Source organism: Methylobacterium sp. DB0501 (assembly GCF_011043735.1).
GTDB classification, from domain to species: domain Bacteria; phylum Pseudomonadota; class Alphaproteobacteria; order Rhizobiales; family Beijerinckiaceae; genus Methylobacterium; species Methylobacterium alsaeris.
The window spans coordinates 201976-218727 of sequence record NZ_JAAKGV010000013.1 but is presented as its reverse complement, the minus strand read 5'-3'; the positions used below and the strand labels follow the sequence as shown (position 1 = coordinate 218727).

Genomic DNA, 16752 nt, shown 5'->3' with positions numbered 1-16752 from the left:
GCCAGGGCCCGAGCTTGGGTGCAGGCTGGACGCTGCGGGTGTAGCGGAAGGCGGTTGCCTCCGAGCGGATCACCTTCCTGACGACCTTGCGGGAGAGCTTCAGCTCCCGGCAGATCTGCTTGATCGGCTTATGCTGCACGAAGTACGCGCGGCGGATCTTCGCGACCGTCTCCACGACCAACATCCTCCGCGAGCCTCCCGTTCCGAGTGCGGGAGGCAGTCTGGATGAAGTATCCTGGGGGGCCCGTTTGGACGCCGATCACCCCGGAAACGGGGTCCTTATTCCACGCCTAATCACACGGCAGGAGCTGCGCGGCGTCGTAGAGCGGCGTGGCGAGATGCTCTGGCGAGCCCTTCTTCTCGCAGGCCGCGAGCAGGGCTCGCTCGGCCCGCAGCGCCGTCCCTGCGCAAGGCTTCGTGAACACTGCCTGGATCGCGAGCCGGCACTCGACGTCGGCGCGGGCGTCCCACAGGAGGAACTCCCCGCCGAACTGCAGCTGCTGCAGCGTCAGGGGCCGACTGGGCTCGCGCGGGCCGGAGATCGGCGACGGGTCGAGAATGAGGGCGCGGATAGCCGAGGCCTCGCGATAGGCAGTGAACGTCATCGGGGGAGTGCTCTCTGAAACGGGACGCGCGTGGGCACGCCGAGCGGGTGGCTCAGGCGGCGGCGGGTTTCTTCCGTTTCAGGCGAGCAGGCATCGGCGGGGGTATCCCGTTCGAGTGGATGGCCACGATGCCGGGGCCCGGGCCTCCCCGCAAGCGGCCTCTCTCCGACTGGTGAACTTTTCCCTGGCCGGATTGCAGAGCGGGGTGACCCTACGAATCAGGGCGGCTGCGCGATTTTTTGGTCAGAGTCCAGTGGCGAATCGGCAAATCGTGTAAAATCGAGCCGGGGATCACAGGACGGGGTGCGGGATGGCTCACACAGTAGCAGTCGCGGCGGCTGGCGGGGTGCCGCCCGAGCTTCGGGCCCGCCTCCACGCGCGGTTCCCCCGCTCCCCGCTGTGGGCCCCGCCGGTCGAGCAGGCCGCCGAGCCAGCGCCGTTGGAGGTCATCCGCGAGGTGCTCGCCAAGGCGCAGGCGGACGGCCTCTCCACGCTGCAGCAGGCCGGGGCGGTCTACGCGATCCTCGTCGGCCGGGGGCTCATGGACGGGGGGCACGCGTGAGCGCGAGCGATCTCATTATCCTGGCGTCTGCCGGTGTCCTCTTCGCCGCCGTCATGCTCGTGGGCTTCGTCGCCCTCATCGAGAAGGGCCTGCCGCGCCGCGACTTCGACATCGTCCGCCTGCTCGCCTCGGTCGAGGCGTCGGAGAAGAAGGGGCGCCGCCGGTGAGCCGCCGTCTCACGGATACCGAGTTCCTCGAAGCCCTCGATGACCTCTGCGTGGACGCGATCTTGGCGATGACGCCGGAGGATCTCCATGCCGAGATCATAGACGAGGGCGGGGATCCGGACGCCATGGCCGCCCAGGTGCGGGAGGCGGGACTGCGGGCGATCCGCGAGTGCAGGGCCCTCGCGGCAGAGGCCCGCCAACTGGCGGAGATGGCCGCCCGCGCGCGGGAGAAGGCCAAGCCGGCGGGCCTGCCGGCCTGCGGATCGTTCTGGAGCTGACCGTGAGCAAGCGCGCCCACCCTCGGGGCGGGGCGCCCTATGGCCCCTGGTGAGGCGGGCCTAGCCGCTCAGAGCAGGGTGAAATCCCTCGGGTTTTCGAGGCGCCAGAACCGGCCCGGCGGCTTGAGCTCGCCATGGATCGAGACCATCCGCCCCGTCTTGTGGGCGTCGACGGCCTGCAGGTACTCCTCAGGGGGCAGCGAGACGCGCACGCGGATGAGCCCGTGCTCCTCGCTGGCCCACTCGACGATGACATCCTGCGTCCCCGAGATGCTGAAGAGGTCGCTCGGGTTCTCGTTCGAGTGGAGGGTGCGGATGAGGCCAACGATCGTGCGGCGCCGCTCGTCGTCGGAGTGACGCAGGGCCTTGGCCGCCTCCCGCATGATCTCGGCCGAGAGCGCGTGCCGGATCTCGAACGAGGGGGCCGCACCGACGTCCTCAGGCACGCCCCACTCGGGAGAGAAGACGATATCGAGCCGGACCTCGCCGGCATGCGGGACCTCGACCAGCGCCGCGAGCTCCTCGCAGGCGTTAGCGTTGAGCCCGACCTCGTAGCCCCGCACGATCTCGCTGGGGTCCTCGTGGGCGATCGCTCCCTCGATGAGGCGCAACCCGCGTGCGAGCCGCTGCACCGTGCGGCGCTCAAGGGGCGGCGCGGGGGGAGCCGCCTCGCCAGGCATGATCGTGTTCGGGCCGACCGGGCTCTCGACCGTGAAACCGAATGAGCCGCGGAACGTGTGCCCGAACCGGCACTCTTCGGCGTAGCGCTGGGCCACGCCATCGACGCAGGTGAAGTAGGCGCTCGCGTGCAGCTCAGCGTGGGCGGAGGCGGCGAGGAGCCGGGCCATGCGCCGGATGAACTCCTCGGCCGTGCCGAGCTTGATCGTGTCGTGCCGGATGACCGAGTCGGGGAGGCGGGACTTGATCAGGTCGTAGCTGATGGCCCGTATTGCCGCGACGACCGCGGTCCGGTCCCGGTCTTCGAGCGCGGTCAGTGTCCGGAGGGCCTGACCGATCCGGACCTGAGCGTCTCGGGCATGCGATGTGCCGGGCAGGATTATCTCGATCTCGTCGTCCTCGGGGCCGAGGGCGAAGAGCTCCAGCCCGCTCCGCAGCGCGTGCCTGCGCCACCCGGCCGTCGCCAGGTAGCGCTTGAGGGAGCCGAGCGGGACACGCTCGATGTCATCGGGCTCGCTGGTCATCGGCCTGCCAGGGCCTCCTCGCGGGCGAGCGTCATGATGCCCTGGAGGCTGTCGGGTGTCAGCACGTTGGCGCGCGGGATCCGAATGCGCTGCTTCGAGGGGTTTTCAGTTGGCGGGTCTTCCGTCCGATACCAGTAGCAGCAGTGCCGCAGGTACATCTCGGTCTCGGACCCAGTCAGCCATTGATTTTCGTCGCGCGGCAAGCAGAGGAGGATGAGGATCGTCATGACACCCTCAGGATCTCGCTCAGCGATAGTCCGGTGCGCGCGGGCATCCAGGTCGTAGACGACATGTCCGTCCCTGTGCTGCCAATCTACGCTGGCCTTCATCTGGAAGCGTACGGGGGCTCCTGTCTCGACACGCTCCCGCCCACGCATCTTCACTCGATAGAAGTAGCCATCGATCCCGTAATCGAAGGTGGCCCTGGCAGCGATGTTGAGCCCCGCGCGACCGGCCAGAGCATGGACGTACGCGAGCGACAGGGCCTCCTGGGTGTGCTCGCGACTAATCAAATCCCCGCCCCGGCGAGATCGTCTTTGCCTGTTGGCATACCACGCAGTCTAGGGGAGTCCAGGGGGCGTCTTACGGCTGGCGATCCCTCTCGACGAGGGCCTCCTCGACGAGCTCGGCAACCCTCTGCGCCGCGGCGCGGGCGCGCTTCACCCGGATGGCGACGATCCGGGTTGGGGGTGTCCCCGGGGCGGAGACGACCAGGGCGCCGTCGGCGCGGAGGCGGACCGCCGCGAGGAGGGTGGGCTCCAGGGTTGGCGGCTGCCCCTCCACCTCGTCTATCGAGGCGACCAGGCGTACGCGCTCGGCGCGGAGACCTTCCAGCCGGGCGTCCACGTCGGCGAGGGCCTCCCGCATCCGCCTAAGCGTCCCCACCCGGACCTGCTCCCTCAGATCGCTCAATGCCGCCTCCATGAAGGGAGGCATCCTCGGGCCCCGGCCGGCCCGAGGCAAGCCCGGGCGGGTGCAGAGGTCAGGCGTCTGGCGGGGCCGGCAGCGCCTGGACGCCATCGGCCGGGATCTCCTCGGCGAAGAGAACCTGACCAGGGACAGCCGCCACGTCCAGCATCATCTGCAGGTATGCCACGTCCTTCCGCAGGATCTGCTGAGCACACGCAAGGCAGTAGTGATCCCAGCTTCGGCCGTTCCTGACCTTCAGCCGTAGCTCGCCCTTGGAGACCCGGTGCTTCGCGCTGGCCTGGCAGTCGTGTGCGCGTAGGGCCCGGTCGAAGCTTATCCGCTCGACGAGGGATCGCACCCTAGGCACCGATGACCTCCGCCACGGCCCGTGCGACGATGGCGTCGAAGTCGGCCTCGATGGCTTCCAGCTGTTGGCGGCTGAACTCGCTCCTCTGACCGGTGCCCCGTCCCGCCGCCACGTTGGCCTGGCGGTCGAGAGCACCCTTCAGTATTACGAAGTTCGTCTTCCCGAGGTGTCGGCGGTCGAGGTCCCTGCCGTCATGACGCAGGCCGCGTGCGCCAAGGATGCGGCCCACCTCGGTCCGGATGCGCATGTCCAGGGATTGGCGCATCGCCTGCCGCTCCCGCGCCCGGGTCGTTGGCACGGCCTCCAATTCCGCCGACGCCTCTGAGATCTGCTCGGTGCTGTACCCTTGGGCGTGCAGTTGGCGAAGCAGGTCGAGTGCCTCCGGGTTGTCCCGGATCAGGGGTATCTCCTGCAGGTCGATACCACCCTGCGCCCGGACGTCGACCTGGTCGGGGAAGTCCCGCGGCGCCGGCTCGATCTCGATCTCGTCGCCGTGGCCGAAGTCGAGACCCTCGACTGGCAGCAACTGGTCGAAGTAGTCCCGGTCTGCCTCGGTGTAGGCTTGGAAATCGGTCCAACGTGATGCGATGTTCGCGCCGGCGTGGAACACGACGACGCCGCGGTTCACGGGCGCGTCAGGCGCACCCTGCTCCACAACCCGCATGATGCGCCCAACGAATTGCACGAACGGTGATAGGTTTGCGAACAGGCTGAAGACCGCCGCCACGGCGAGCAGGGGATGGTCGAAGCCCTCGCCGAGCTTGCGCACCTGGACGATGACGTCGATGCCGTTCGCCTGGAGACGGCCCATCACGCGCTCGTTCGCCGCGGCGTCCTCGCGAGAATGGACGTAGTCAGCCCGCAGTCCACGCGCTCGGTACGCCGCCACGACTTGGCTGCAATGAGTGAAGTTCAGTACCGACGCGATGATCTTCAGATATGGGTTGCCGCTCTCCCGGCGCAGCCGCTGTAGCTCTCGGATCGAGGCGTCGACAATGGTCGTCAGCGTCTCCTGCGAAGTTACGATGCCGCGACGGAAGTCGGCGTCGGTCTCGCCGAGCCGACGGACCTCTTCGAGGCTCACGTCCACCTCGACGCCATCCTCCTGCCGGACGTACCGAAGGGTCCGCGGGTTCAGCACCACGGCCTTCAGCCGCTTGACGTAGCCCTCTCGGATCGCGCGGACGACGGGGTAGGAATAGATGATGCGGCCGGACATGAGCTGCCCGTCCGACCGGAGAGGGGTCGCGCTGAAGTTCAGGATCCGGGCATGCGGGAAGGCCGCCTTGAGGGTGTTCCAGCTCTGCGCGACCGTGTGATGGCCCTCGTCGAACAGGATCAGGTCGAAGTAGTCGGGTGGCAGGTCTTGGAGCCAGCGGTTGTCCGCCCCTTGGAGTTGCTGGATGTTCGTGATGACGACGTGCGCTTCATCCAGGTCGGCGCGGTTCGACGTGCGGCCGCGGATCTCGACCGGCTCCGGCCAGGGTGGACCGCGTAGGACGTCACACTTCTGGTAGAACATGTCTGGCGACGCAGGATCGAAGTCGGCGGCCAACTGCCTGGCGATGGCAACGTTGGGCGCGACGACCAGCGTTCGCTCCGACCCGAACGCGAACGGGGCGAGCGTGATCGTACCCGACTTCCCACAGCCGACCGGGAGGACGATGCCCGCCTCCCGTTCACCCTCGGTGGCGAACGCCTCGATCTCCTCGAAAGCCTCCTTCTGCGGTGTGCGGATGCGCAAGTTGTCGGCGATGGATGGCTGACGGTCGGCGAACGGACTGGGCAAGGGCGCACCGAATCAACGGGGACGGAAATACAGAATACAGATGTCTCGTCGTGCGGAAACTACGAGGATCCGGCTGTCCACCACTTGTGACGGGCTACTCTCGTGATGCTACTAACGTCCGGCCGCGAGCCGGCTCGCATGTTGCCGACCGCCCCGCAGAACGTAATGTCATTCCGCGTTTCAGTATTTATCTATATTATCAGATGTCTCTATATATTCAATGGTAAGGCAGTCAGGTTTATATAATGACTAGTACGATGTGTTCTTAAAAATTAATTTAGGCTGCACGCACGCGGTTTCTAGTGTGCTGGCGCAGGGGAGGGACCCTAGGCGATCGGCTTGAACCTGGCCTTCTCCCGCTCGTAGGCCGCGAGGACATGGGATACCCACGGCTCCATCCCCCTGGCCTTGAGGTCGAGACGTTGCGCCTTCGCGTAGACTCGGCGCGTGATATCCTCGACCTTGGCCTCCTCCTCGGACGCCTTGCCACGGCTGTGGGCGAGGATCGCCGATGCGGCGCCACCTAGATCCTCGTCGTCGAGGAAGGTCGCGATGGCCCGGCGAGCGTCATGGGGCCTCCAGACGCGGATCCCGTACGCCGCGAACAGGTCTCCATTATGCCGCTTCGTCACGGCCGTCCCCTTGCCGGGCTTCATCCGGCCCTGGAGGCGGTAGAAAAACTGGTTGATGCCCGTGGGGGTGATCGGCTTACCCTCGGCTCGGCTCGGGAAGATCCACTCGCCACCCGCCGGCGCGCCTTGCCGGGCGATCGCTTCGATCGCGCCGGGCGGGATCGGTAGGGCGTGGGGCCGGCCGCCGTTCTTGCCGCCCTTCATCATAGCCCCGCTCCATGTCCACACCTGCCACCCGGGCCGATCCGGCATGGGGATGACCGCGTCCCACCGGGTGCTCGTTAGGGGGCCCGTGCGCTGACCGGTCAGAACGACGGCCCAGAGCGCGGCCAACATGCCGGGGCTCGTCTCCTGCGTCGTGCCGCCGAGCGTGAGATGCCGCTCGGCCATCAGGAGGGTCCGGACGAGCTCGGTCACGGTCGGCGTGTGCTCGCGCGTTCCCGACTGATATTGGATCGACCACCGATCCCACCACGTATGCTGGAACTCGCTAAGGCCGGAGCGGGTGGAGTGGTAGCTCCACGCCCATGTCAGCATCTCGCGGTTCTGCCGGACGACGCGCGCCGCGGCCGACACCGTGCGGTTGTCGGCGACCGCGTCCCGCAAGCTCTCAAGGTCGGATATCTCGATGTCCCGGACGTACATGTGCCAGAGATCGTCGAACTCGGATCCGCGGTGATAGGCGCTGTACTTCGGACCGTACCCGGGCTTCAGCCCCTTCACCTTCTCGGCCAGGAATTCCTCGACGAGGTCGCGCCATTGCCACGGACCGCGCCGCCGGCGGTCCTCGTCGGACTGCTCCATCACGACCTCCGGGAAGCCCGCGTCGATCGCGACGTCCAAGTCGCCGGTGCGCTTCATCACGTCGGCGAACACGTAGAGGTCGAGGGGATCGGTCTTGCGGCCGGCCTTGAGGTCGACGAGGGCCCGGAGCGCGGCCTCGCGAGCGGCCGCCACCGGCAGATCCTCCATCGGGCCGAGGCGCACGGTCGCGGCGCGGGTTCGCAGGTACCAGGTCCCGGATGCCTTCGTGACACGAAGCGTGAGGCCCTGGCAGGACGTGTCGAGGAACTCGTGCCCGCGCCCCTCGAACCGGCCGGCGGCTATCATCGAGCGCGCCTTGCGGATGACGTCGGCGGTGAGGTGCAGGCGCTCGCGGGCGTACGTCCCGCGGCTGGCAGTCTTGGGCATCGGCGGCTCGGTCCCCCCGGGATACAACGGGGATACAACGACTGATCCGCGAAGGGCTCAAGCCGGCCGATTGCGCAGATGGCGGGAAAACGGTAGTACAATCAGGGCTTTGGCGAATGTGGTTAACAGTTTTCGGAGAGGGCGCAATCTCGGCAATACAGCCTTCCAAGCTGAATACGAGGGTTCGATTCCCTTCACCCGCTCCACGAATTTCCCTCACGTGTATAGCGGCCTAGCCGGCCTCCTCATGCCACGCGCGGGAGCCTCGCACCGCTGAGGTCCTGGATCTGCAGGAACCCTGCCGAAGCGGTGAATCACGCGCCGGGTGGATCGGCGAGCTTTCCCTGTCATCAGCAGGCTGGTCTGGATCGTCGTACCGCCCGCGCGAGGGCAGGTCTGGAGACCGCTCGGCCGCCGGCCCCGTTCCGAACAAGCCGCCTTTGGCGTTGGTCGCCGCGCGCTGTGCTGGATGAGAGCCCCCTACAGGCTGCGCCCGGTGCCTGCTTGCCGTACGAGATCCCGCCTGGGGGAGACCCGCGCGCCGTCGGTTCCTGCGGGGGCCGCGGGCGGGAATGCGAGGGCCGGCTCGCGCCGCGACGATGGCCGATCGCGAGGGCGCCGGGCACGAAGGCAGCCTGATCGCCGCCGTTCTCGACGCCGGGGCTGCCCGTTCGGCTGGATCGGCCGCGACCCGACGGCGTGTCATCGATCATGGGGCGACCGTGTCCTCCGCGCTCGCCGTCGTCGTTCTGGACGCCGTCATGATCCTCGCCGGGCGAGACACGCTCGCGCCTCGCGAATTCAGGTCTTGTTCGAGGTCGCTGTCTCATTTCAGAAGCCGCGCCACGGCGGGCCTGCATACGGCGTCACTGCAGCGCGATCCCTCGCAGCGCCTTCGGCGCGGACGTCTCGTGGAGCCGGTGCGCGATTCTCGCCCTCCCACAGGTCCCGACGCGATCACCGCTTGACCAGCAGGCCCTGGCCCGTCGACATTTCGAGGATGCGGTATCCGCGCTTGGCGGCCCACTCCTTCTCGGCATCGTGCTGCGCCCTGTAAGCGGACCAACCGTAGTCGTCGAACACGATCATCCCGCCAGGAGAAATTCTATCAAAAACAGCATCGAGTGTTTCGATCTCAGCGCGGGAAGAATTGAGGTCGAGGTGCAGCAAGGAGATTGCTCTGGGGGATTTGTGCTCCAGAATTGCAGGAAGCTGGCCTCTCACCACGTTGACATTGTCATAAGAGCGAAATCTCAGAACGACTTTCTCAAATAAGTTCTCTTCGTGCAGGACGGGGTGGTCGTGCTTCTCGGTGTCATATTTTCTTGGAATGCCCGCGTATGTATCATATAGCCACATCTTTTTATCTGTCTTCTCAAAATCAAAATATTCCGCTAGGACACGAAACAGAAATCCTTTCCAAACACCGCACTCGACAAGATCGCCTTCAATTTTCATTGCGTTGTCAACAGCCCAGACTAGCGTGTTGAGACGAAAAACAAGTGATTTTTCCTGTTCGGTCGTTGAGTGACGATTAATCGCAGTAATCAATTTTGAATCATGTAAAAAAGAGCAAGTTTTTCCTATGATAATATTATTGTCTCCATAGGCGGTGCTGCCAAAGATGACTCTGAGCTTGGTCAGGCATGATTGTAAGAACGAGCTATCGCCAGGCTGAAAATTGCCGTAAAACACCGTGTATCCCCCGTATCATTGCTAAAGTGATTTCATGCCCGCCAACACGGCAAGCGAGCACCATGCGGGCGTGACCTGACCCGCAATCTTTGGATCGGTCTGAGTGGATAGGTAACCCATGGTGGCGGATCGTGTCCCAAGGCATGGTGTGGCTGCGGGTGGCCCACCACGATGACCGGCAGGGCCGGACGGATCAGCCTGACCAGGGTGGGCAAGCTGACGAGGGTGTCAACGTCGATCGGGGCTATGTTGTCCAGTGTCATGGTGCGGCAGCGCTGGACGGCCCACTCGTCGTCCTGCTCCAGCAGGAGTGCGCCGACCAAGCGGCGGATCGCGGGCTCGTCGGGGAAGATGCCGACGACCTCGGTGCGCCGGTTGATCTCGCCGTTGAGGCGCTCCAACGGATTGGTCGAGGCAGCTTGGCACGATGGGCGGTTGGGAAGCTCATGTAGGCCAGGACGTCGGCCTCGGCCGCGTCCATCAGGGCAGCCAGCTTGGGCACCTTGGGCCGGAGTTGATCGGCCCACCCGCCGCCACTTCAGGCGAGCTGCCTCGGCGTCGTCCTGCGCGAACGCCGTGGTGAAGGCCGAGACGACGCGGCGGCCCGAATGGCCGGCATGGGCCAGGACGTTGCGCATGAAGTGGGCCCGGCACCGCTGCCAGGAGGCGGTCATCACCTTGGCGACCGAGGCCTTGATGCCATCATGCGCGTCCGAAATCACCAGCTTGACCCCGCGCAGGCCGCGCCAAGCCAGTTTGCGCAGGAACGCGGTCCAGAACGTTTCAGCCTCGGACGGGCCGATGTCGAACCCCAGCGCTTCGCGCCGCCCATCCGTGTTGACGCCCACCGCCATGATGACGGCGGCCGAGACGATGCGGTGGTTCTGGCGCACCTTCACGTAGGTGGCGTCGATCCAAGGATAGGGCCGCTCGCCCTTGATCGGCCGCTCCAGGAAGGCGTTTACACACTCGTCGATCTCCAGGCACAACTGGCTGACCTGACTTGCGAGAGGTCCCCGTCCCGCCCATGGTCTGAACCGGGTTGTCGGTCACGCGGCGCGGCTTGAGGAGGCTCGGGAAGTCGCTGCCCTTCCTCAGCCGGGGGACGCGCAACTCGACCTTGCCGGCTCGCGTCTGCCCGTCCCGGTCACGATATCCATTGCGATGAAACAGCCTGTCGGGGTTCTGCTCACCGTGGGCTGCGCTGAGTAGGCCGGCCACCACCAGTTCCATCAGGCGCTGCGCGGCAACGCCGATCATCTCGCGCAACACGCCGGTTGAAGGCTCCTCTCAGCCAGGGCGCGCAGGCTCATCACGGCATCGGTCACCGGGGGTCGCCCAGGTTCGGTGACGGTGGCTCACAACCCGCTTCTAACCCGTCACCGTCGATGGACACCGCTGGAGAGCCCGCCTGCTACAGTGCTGTGAGGCGCGCGGGCGGGCTCTCCCGCTTCCGTTCAGCTGCACTACTCCAAAGGACGCGCCCCGACGAGCCGGCATCCACTTCGTAGGAAAATGCTTCAGGGATGGATCGGCTCGCATACCGGCGATTCGAGGTGCCGCTGTTTGCTGCCTTCCCCACGCCAAGATGACGACTAATCCTCGTGGCATTCGGCGAAATGCAGTCCGAATCATTCGAGGACGGCAAGGGGATTCTCTTGTCATCCACGGGCGGGAGGACGGATCGGACTATTATCGGCCCGAGTCAATGCGTGAAAATTTAAATATCAATTTAATTTATTGAATTCTCCTGTCAGTCTGATCGCGCTTTGCAAGCCCTTGGCTGCTGCTGCTTCAAGAAGGCGCTTGGCCTTGATCGGGTCGGCGACGGTTCCAACTCCATTCAGATACATGACGCCTGCATTATATTGTGCGAGCGGATGTCCGGCCTCCGCTGCTGCAACATAATGACTGAGGCCGAGAGACAGATCTTCTGGCGTTGAATGTCGCTGACAATAAAAGACACCAAGGCTGAACTGTGCCGCTGCGTCGCCGCTAGCAGCGGCAGATTGCAGCAAACGTTCTGCCCGTTCACGATTTATGGGAAGATGCCGGCCGGACATAAGCTCGGCCGCTAGCACTGTCATCGCAGTTGAGACGCCCGCGTTCGCCCCCGCCTCAAGCGCTGCCAAAGCCCGCGACAAAGCAAATGAGGGAAGATCGCCGGGATCAAATCGCGTCAGAAGCAGTTCGGCTGCCGCAAGATTGTGCTTATTCGAAGCGCGGGCGAGGAGTTCCGCTGCCCTTGCTTTGTCCGTTTCATTGTTCTCGCTCAAAAGCATCTGCGCCAGAGCAAGCTCTGCTTCAGGGCTGTTTTGCGCGACGGCCTGTTCGAGCAGCGCACGTCCCGACTCGGCATTTTCACCGTGCACGCGCCCAGACACGAGGAGTGATCCGAGCCGTGCCTGCGCTTGAGGCAATCCTAGTGCCGCCGCCATGCCGAGCCACTTCGCAGCCTTGACGAGATCTCGGGGCACGCCTTGGCCCGTTTCATAAAAGATGCCTGCATTCAACGCGCCCACGGCATGACCGCCTAACGCACTGAGGGCAAAATATCGGGCTGCGTGGGTAAGATCCTTTGGCAGGCCCTCGCCGCGTGCGTAGAAGCATCCTATTTGAAACTGAGCTTGCACATGCCCGGCATCGGCGGCCTGCCGATACCATTGTGCGGCTTCGCGGAGATCGGGCCTGATCCGGTCGCCTCGACTAAAAATCTCTCCAAGCACGAAAGCCGCGCCTGTATGTCCAGCCTTCGCTGCGGCGCGAAGGTGATTAAGGACGGGCTCGACATCAAGGCCGTCCTCGACACGGGCGAGTTGCAACACGGCGAGTTCAAACGCCGCTTCAGGGTGGCCCTTTTCCGCGGCGGCTGCAAAATACCGTTCCGCCTGCGCGCGATCCGGCTCAGGCCCCTGCAGCAATGCCCGACCCAGATTGAACGCGGCCGAGGCATTCCCGTGATCGGCCGCTTGCCGCAGCCAGTGGCGAGAATTAGCCTCATCGTAATCTGGCTTGTCGCTCGCCCCGTAATATTCAGCGAGGCCGAACATGGCTTGAGAAATGTTGCTCTCGGCCGCTAAGCTTAACCAATGATGAGCTGCCCTCCTATCAGGCTCGCATCCGATGCCTTTGAGGAGAAGCCAGCCCAGGTTGGCTTGAGCTTCCGGCTTGCCTGCATGCGCTGCCTTACTGAGCCAATAAAAGGCGCGTACATTATCCTTTTCGAACGTCATTCCCCTTGGGAATGCAAGATCAGCCAATCGACTGCCGCGCTTTGTCGCCTCGGCGGCCCACCGGGCGGACGGCCCGGTGCACCATGCAAGATCGCGGTCCGCCATCAGCAGAACCCCGAGTTCGAATTGCGCTTCGACGTAACCGGCCGTGGCGGCCTGCTCGAACCATCGCAGAGCTTCACCGCCGGAGGGAACGCAGCCGCGACCGAGACTGTAATTCAGCCCGACGCGATATTGTGCCTCTGCATGACCGGCGCGCGCGGCGGCGGCGAAGTCACAATGCGCGGCGGCACTCCGCCCCGCCCGGTAGCGAACTTGGCCGCGCCAGAAACGGAGATTGCAGTATAAAATGCGGGTCTCCCGCAGCACGCGAACAGGCATCATGGCTCACGCATCGCTTCGGTCACACGAGAAGCCCCGGAGATCAAGTAGCCGAGCACAGAGCGTTCCCCGATATGGATGTCCGACGCGAGTGTCATCCCGGGGATAAGGCGGAATGTTGCAGGTACACGAGTAAAATGCATTTCATCGATCGACACCCGTGCCTTGTAGTAAGGGTCGACAGACTTGCCGTCCTCGTCGAGCGTGAAGGCCCCTTCACTGACCCAGCTCAACCGCCCGTGTGCCATGCCGTGCTCGATGAATGGGAATGCATCCACCTTGACCGTGGCGCGGTCGCCAGCCCTGATGAAACCGATCTCACGAGCCGAGATGCTGATTTCGGCTTCGATCGGAGAGTTGAGCGGAACAATGGTCATCAACGTCTCTCCCTCCTTCAGGACGGATCCGACGGACGCCTTGGCGCGCGTCAAAACGATCGCGTCGTCGGGAGCATAGAGCTGAACAAGATCCTTGTGCCTCGCAGCTTTTGACAGCTGTGCGACCACGGCATCACGATTTCCCCGTGCCGTAACCAAATCTTGGCTGCTCTGCGACATCCATTGTTGAGTGAATGCGTTCCGATCCGACTGTAGGGCTTCAAGCTGGTGCTTGGCTTCGACCAGACTGTTGCGCCCATTCTCCATCGTCCGTAGCATCTCTAGACGAGCATCGCTCGCGATCAACAAATTCAGAAGGCTGCCGGCCTGCTTCTCGACGAGCTGCTGGCGCATCCCTTCGATTTGTTGCGAGATCTTCTCACGTTCGGCATAGCGCGCTTCGTCACCCTGTAGACGTTTGATAGTGGCCTGGGTTTGCGCGATCTTCTGATCGAAGCTGGCGACTTGAGCCTTGAACTGGCCAGCTCGCTGATCGTACAAGGACTTCTGCAGCAGAGCGTATTGGGCGCTGACGGGATCCGTGATTTCCGGGGCGTAGATTTTCCCGGCTTGCTCTGCTGTCGCGCGAGCGATCTGTGCGTCCAAGCTGGCGAGCTGCTTCTCGAGTTGCTCGACATCGGCAGCTGCGAAAGTCGGATCAAGCGTCGCGAGGAGCTGTCCCTTCTTGACCTGATCGCCTTCCCGTACATTGAGCGTCTTGATAATCGATGTATCGAGCGCCTGGAATAACACGGTACCTTGGGTTGGGACGATTTTCCCCCGTTCACTCGTTACGACCCTGTCGACTCGGGCGATCGCCGCAAAGCCAATCGAGACCATCAAGACTGCTGCTGTAATGAAGGTCGTTGCGCGCAGCACGCGAGGTTCCGGCGCGTGGCGGATATCATCGGACTCCGACTGAAAGCGGAGGAGTGTCGTATCGAGAGATTCTTTCTTCATTGCCGTCTCCCTAGCTCACGAGCCGAAGCTTCGCGTCCGCGGCGTCGCGCACTGGCGCGTTCTGCTGATTCCAGAGATCCCGGTAGATGTCGCAGCGTTCGAGCAACTCCGCGTGCTTTCCAATGTCGTGTACGCGTCCGCGCTCGAGAACCAGGATCGCATCCGACGACACAAGGGAGGAGAGACGGTGCGAGATGACGATCACAGTGCGCCCCTCCGAGATTCGCCGCAGATTCGCGTTCACGATCGCTTCACTTTCAGGATCGAGCGCGCTTGTTGCTTCGTCAAGAATGAGTATTCGTGGATTGGTAATCAGCGCTCGCGCGATAGCGATGCGCTGACGCTGGCCACCGGAGAGGTTGTTCGAGCCTTCGTTGACGTAGGTCTCGTAGCCCCGGGGGAGCCGGTCGATGAATTCCTCTGCTCCGGCTAAGCGTGCTGCCCGCACGACCTCGTCGAACGACGCGTCGGGCTTGGCGGCAATGATGTTCTCGCGAATTGTGCCGGAGAATAGAAAATTGTCTTGAAGTACGACGCCCAAATTGTGGCGAAGGTGGTCGAGCGCATACTGACGAATGTCGATGCCATCGACTTTGATAAGGCCTTCGTAATTCGAGTGCAGACGTTGAAGCAGTCGAGTGACGGTCGTCTTGCCCGAGCCGCTGCGGCCCATAACCCCCAGTGTGGTGCCGGGCGGCAGATCGAACGAGACGTCGTTGAGCGCCGGACTGGTTGCGCCACTATACTGAAACCTCACGGACGCGAACTCGACATGTCCGATGAGCGGCTGCCGGACTCCGTTGCCGGATGTTTGGTCTTCAGTCCCGGCGTCGAGCATTCCTGCAACCATGTTGAGAGAAGTTTTTGCCTCCTCGTATTGCTCCAGCAGTTGTGCGATCTGCCGAAGCGGGCCGACAATCCGTTGACTGAGAAGGAGAAAGATAAATATCGAAGCAATGGCATTATAGTCCGTTGATGATAAGGCGATGTACACGCCAATCGCCAACACGCCTGATATCATGAACCGCTCAATCGGCAAGATTGCCGAGTGAATAATGTTCGCGAGTTGTCCTTCTGCTATTCGCAGCCTTGCGGTTCTGGCAACGATCACATCATGTTGATGGATCTGGCGCGGTTCAAGAGCCAGAGATTTTACCGTGCGAATGCCCTGAAGCGTTTGTACAATGAATGATCCGCGCTGTCCCTCGGCTGCAATGACAGCGCTCGATCGCTTGGCGTATATGGGAAGCATCGCCGCGATCCAGCCTACAATAATGACGCAGCAACCGAGCACAATCGCCGTTAAGATCGGGTTTAATACAAACATAACTGGAATAAAAAATATCAGGCAAATACTATCAAGAATAGTTCCAAATAAATGATTTGTCAAAAACAACTTCACTTTATGCGCTTCGTTCATGTTTCGCGCAATCAATCCGATCGGGGTTTTTTCAAATACATCAATAGGAAGTCGAACAACTCGCTCAAAAATTATATTTGTCATCTTCACATCAATGCGTGCTGTCAGGTGTAGTAACAGCGCTTGTCTGACGAAGCTGAAAATGGTTTCAAAAATTGTGCAAAGGGCGAGTGCGACACAAAGGACAGTGAACGTGCTCATCGCAGCATGGGCGAGCACGCGATCTGTCATCAGGCGCCAAAATAGAATTGGGACTAGAGTGAGCAAACTTAAAAATACAGCTGAAACCACGACGTCGCGGAGAATGCGCTTTTCGCGAAAGATGAGTGACGCGATAAAGCTGATCCCAAGCGGCTGTTCTTCGTCCCGGATGCTGTAGTCACGCTTGAGAATGAGCGCGCTGCCAGCCCAGATCTCCTCGAATCTCACACGGTCGAGAATGAGCGGAGCATCCTCAGGGGCGAGAGGATCCTGTAGGATCACCTGCTCGATGGCGTCCGATGACTCGGCCGACCGCAGGAGGAGGGGAGATCCGTCCGTCAAGAAGACGATGGCCGGAAGAGCCCTTCCGAGCTTCGGAAGATGGCGCCATCGAAGGGAAAGGCGCTTTCCGTTCAGGCCGGCGGCTTTCGCACAGCGAAGAAGTACGTCCGGCGTGACCGATCCGGGTTCCAGCTGATTATCGTGGATGATCTGCTCAGGTGTCAGATGGATCCCATGCTGCCGTGCCACCAGAGTAAGGCATTGCAAAGCGGGCCAATCCGTCTCCGCACCCGACGAGGCCGTAGGACCAGCCTGGATCTGCGACATGAGCACATGTCCTCTTGTCAATCGAAGAAAGTTTTGATCGCCGGACTCAACTGTCAAGCTTTGCCCGGACGCAGCGCATTTTTGCACATTCGAGCATGTGCTTGCGCGTCAATTGCGACGAATCTCGGACCAACGACGAAAGGGGCGGCATGCGCCGCCCCCGATGTTATGCAC

The 16752-nt window shown here is 62.9% G+C and carries 16 protein-coding genes, 1 tRNA gene and 2 pseudogenes; 5 read left to right on the top strand and 14 right to left on the bottom strand.

The window, feature by feature from the left end; all coding sequences use genetic code 11:
* Positions 1-184 (bottom strand): annotated as a pseudogene (locus tag G4G93_RS20095) (IS21 family transposase); the annotation flags it as partial.
* Between the two features lie 106 nt (positions 185-290).
* Positions 291-605: a hypothetical protein gene (locus tag G4G93_RS20090; RefSeq protein ID WP_165086602.1), complete on the bottom strand. Its 315-nt coding sequence runs from the start codon at positions 603-605 to the stop codon at positions 291-293.
* 310 nt (positions 606-915) lie between these two features.
* Between G4G93_RS20090 and G4G93_RS20085 the strand changes: the two genes are divergently transcribed.
* From G4G93_RS20085 to G4G93_RS20075, 3 genes are read left to right on the top strand one after another with little or no spacing between them, the layout of a single operon-like run.
* Positions 916-1167 (top strand): hypothetical protein, encoded by a 252-nt coding sequence (locus G4G93_RS20085; protein WP_060850300.1) that lies wholly within the window; start codon positions 916-918, stop codon positions 1165-1167.
* Complete coding sequence (locus G4G93_RS20080; RefSeq protein ID WP_165086600.1) at positions 1164-1334, top strand: hypothetical protein; 171 nt, start codon at positions 1164-1166, stop codon at positions 1332-1334. Before G4G93_RS20085 ends, G4G93_RS20080 begins: the two co-directional genes overlap by 4 nt.
* On the top strand, positions 1331-1612 hold the full coding sequence (locus G4G93_RS20075; protein WP_060850299.1) for a hypothetical protein: 282 nt from the start codon (positions 1331-1333) through the stop codon (positions 1610-1612). Before G4G93_RS20080 ends, G4G93_RS20075 begins: the two co-directional genes overlap by 4 nt.
* Positions 1613-1680: 68 nt before the next feature.
* Here G4G93_RS20075 and G4G93_RS20070 read toward each other — a convergent pair whose 3' ends face one another.
* The 6 genes from G4G93_RS20070 to G4G93_RS20045 form a co-directional block, all read right to left on the bottom strand.
* Positions 1681-2814, bottom strand: coding sequence for a hypothetical protein (locus tag G4G93_RS20070; RefSeq protein WP_060850298.1), 1134 nt, complete (start codon positions 2812-2814; stop codon positions 1681-1683).
* Entirely contained in the window at positions 2811-3326 is a 516-nt protein-coding gene (locus G4G93_RS20065; protein WP_060850297.1) for a DUF4365 domain-containing protein, read from the bottom strand. The genes G4G93_RS20070 and G4G93_RS20065 overlap by 4 nt, the downstream gene beginning before the upstream one ends.
* Positions 3327-3396: 70 nt before the next feature.
* A complete protein-coding gene (locus tag G4G93_RS20060) occupies positions 3397-3726 on the bottom strand; it encodes a hypothetical protein (RefSeq protein ID WP_145984730.1) in 330 nt (109 codons plus the stop codon).
* A gap of 70 nt (positions 3727-3796) precedes the next feature.
* Positions 3797-4081 carry a hypothetical protein gene (locus G4G93_RS20055; protein ID WP_060850295.1) on the bottom strand — a complete coding sequence of 95 codons (285 nt, stop codon included), beginning with the start codon at positions 4079-4081 and terminating at the stop codon, positions 3797-3799.
* A 1-nt stretch (position 4082) separates the two neighbouring features.
* Positions 4083-5879: a DEAD/DEAH box helicase gene (locus G4G93_RS20050; protein ID WP_060850294.1), complete on the bottom strand. Its 1797-nt coding sequence runs from the start codon at positions 5877-5879 to the stop codon at positions 4083-4085.
* Between the two features lie 326 nt (positions 5880-6205).
* Positions 6206-7702: an integrase arm-type DNA-binding domain-containing protein gene (locus G4G93_RS20045; RefSeq protein WP_060850293.1), complete on the bottom strand. Its 1497-nt coding sequence runs from the start codon at positions 7700-7702 to the stop codon at positions 6206-6208.
* Positions 7703-7814: 112 nt separating this feature from the next.
* Between G4G93_RS20045 and G4G93_RS20040 the strand changes: the two genes are divergently transcribed.
* Positions 7815-7908, top strand: a tRNA-Ser gene (locus G4G93_RS20040).
* A 393-nt stretch (positions 7909-8301) separates the two neighbouring features.
* Entirely contained in the window at positions 8302-8670 is a 369-nt protein-coding gene (locus tag G4G93_RS20035) for a hypothetical protein (protein ID WP_165086598.1), read from the top strand.
* Here G4G93_RS20035 and G4G93_RS20030 read toward each other — a convergent pair.
* The 6 genes and pseudogenes from G4G93_RS20030 to G4G93_RS20010 all read right to left on the bottom strand — a co-directional run bounded on the left by G4G93_RS20030 (position 8660) and on the right by G4G93_RS20010 (position 16578).
* A complete protein-coding gene (locus G4G93_RS20030; RefSeq protein ID WP_165086597.1) occupies positions 8660-9397 on the bottom strand; it encodes a TylF/MycF/NovP-related O-methyltransferase in 738 nt (245 codons plus the stop codon). The genes G4G93_RS20035 and G4G93_RS20030 overlap by 11 nt on opposite strands.
* Before the next feature lie 32 nt (positions 9398-9429).
* Positions 9430-10386, bottom strand: coding sequence for a transposase (locus tag G4G93_RS20025; RefSeq protein ID WP_281409714.1), 957 nt, complete (start codon positions 10384-10386; stop codon positions 9430-9432).
* Positions 10387-10450: 64 nt separating this feature from the next.
* Positions 10451-10725 (bottom strand): annotated as a pseudogene (locus G4G93_RS36770) (transposase); the annotation flags it as partial.
* A gap of 399 nt (positions 10726-11124) precedes the next feature.
* Complete coding sequence (locus G4G93_RS20020) at positions 11125-13014, bottom strand: tetratricopeptide repeat protein (RefSeq protein WP_165086595.1); 1890 nt, start codon at positions 13012-13014, stop codon at positions 11125-11127.
* A complete protein-coding gene (locus G4G93_RS20015) occupies positions 13011-14348 on the bottom strand; it encodes an HlyD family type I secretion periplasmic adaptor subunit (RefSeq protein WP_165086594.1) in 1338 nt (445 codons plus the stop codon). Before G4G93_RS20015 ends, G4G93_RS20020 begins: the two co-directional genes overlap by 4 nt.
* A gap of 10 nt (positions 14349-14358) precedes the next feature.
* A complete protein-coding gene (locus tag G4G93_RS20010; protein WP_165086592.1) occupies positions 14359-16578 on the bottom strand; it encodes a peptidase domain-containing ABC transporter in 2220 nt (739 codons plus the stop codon).
* Positions 16579-16752 lie beyond the last annotated feature (174 nt).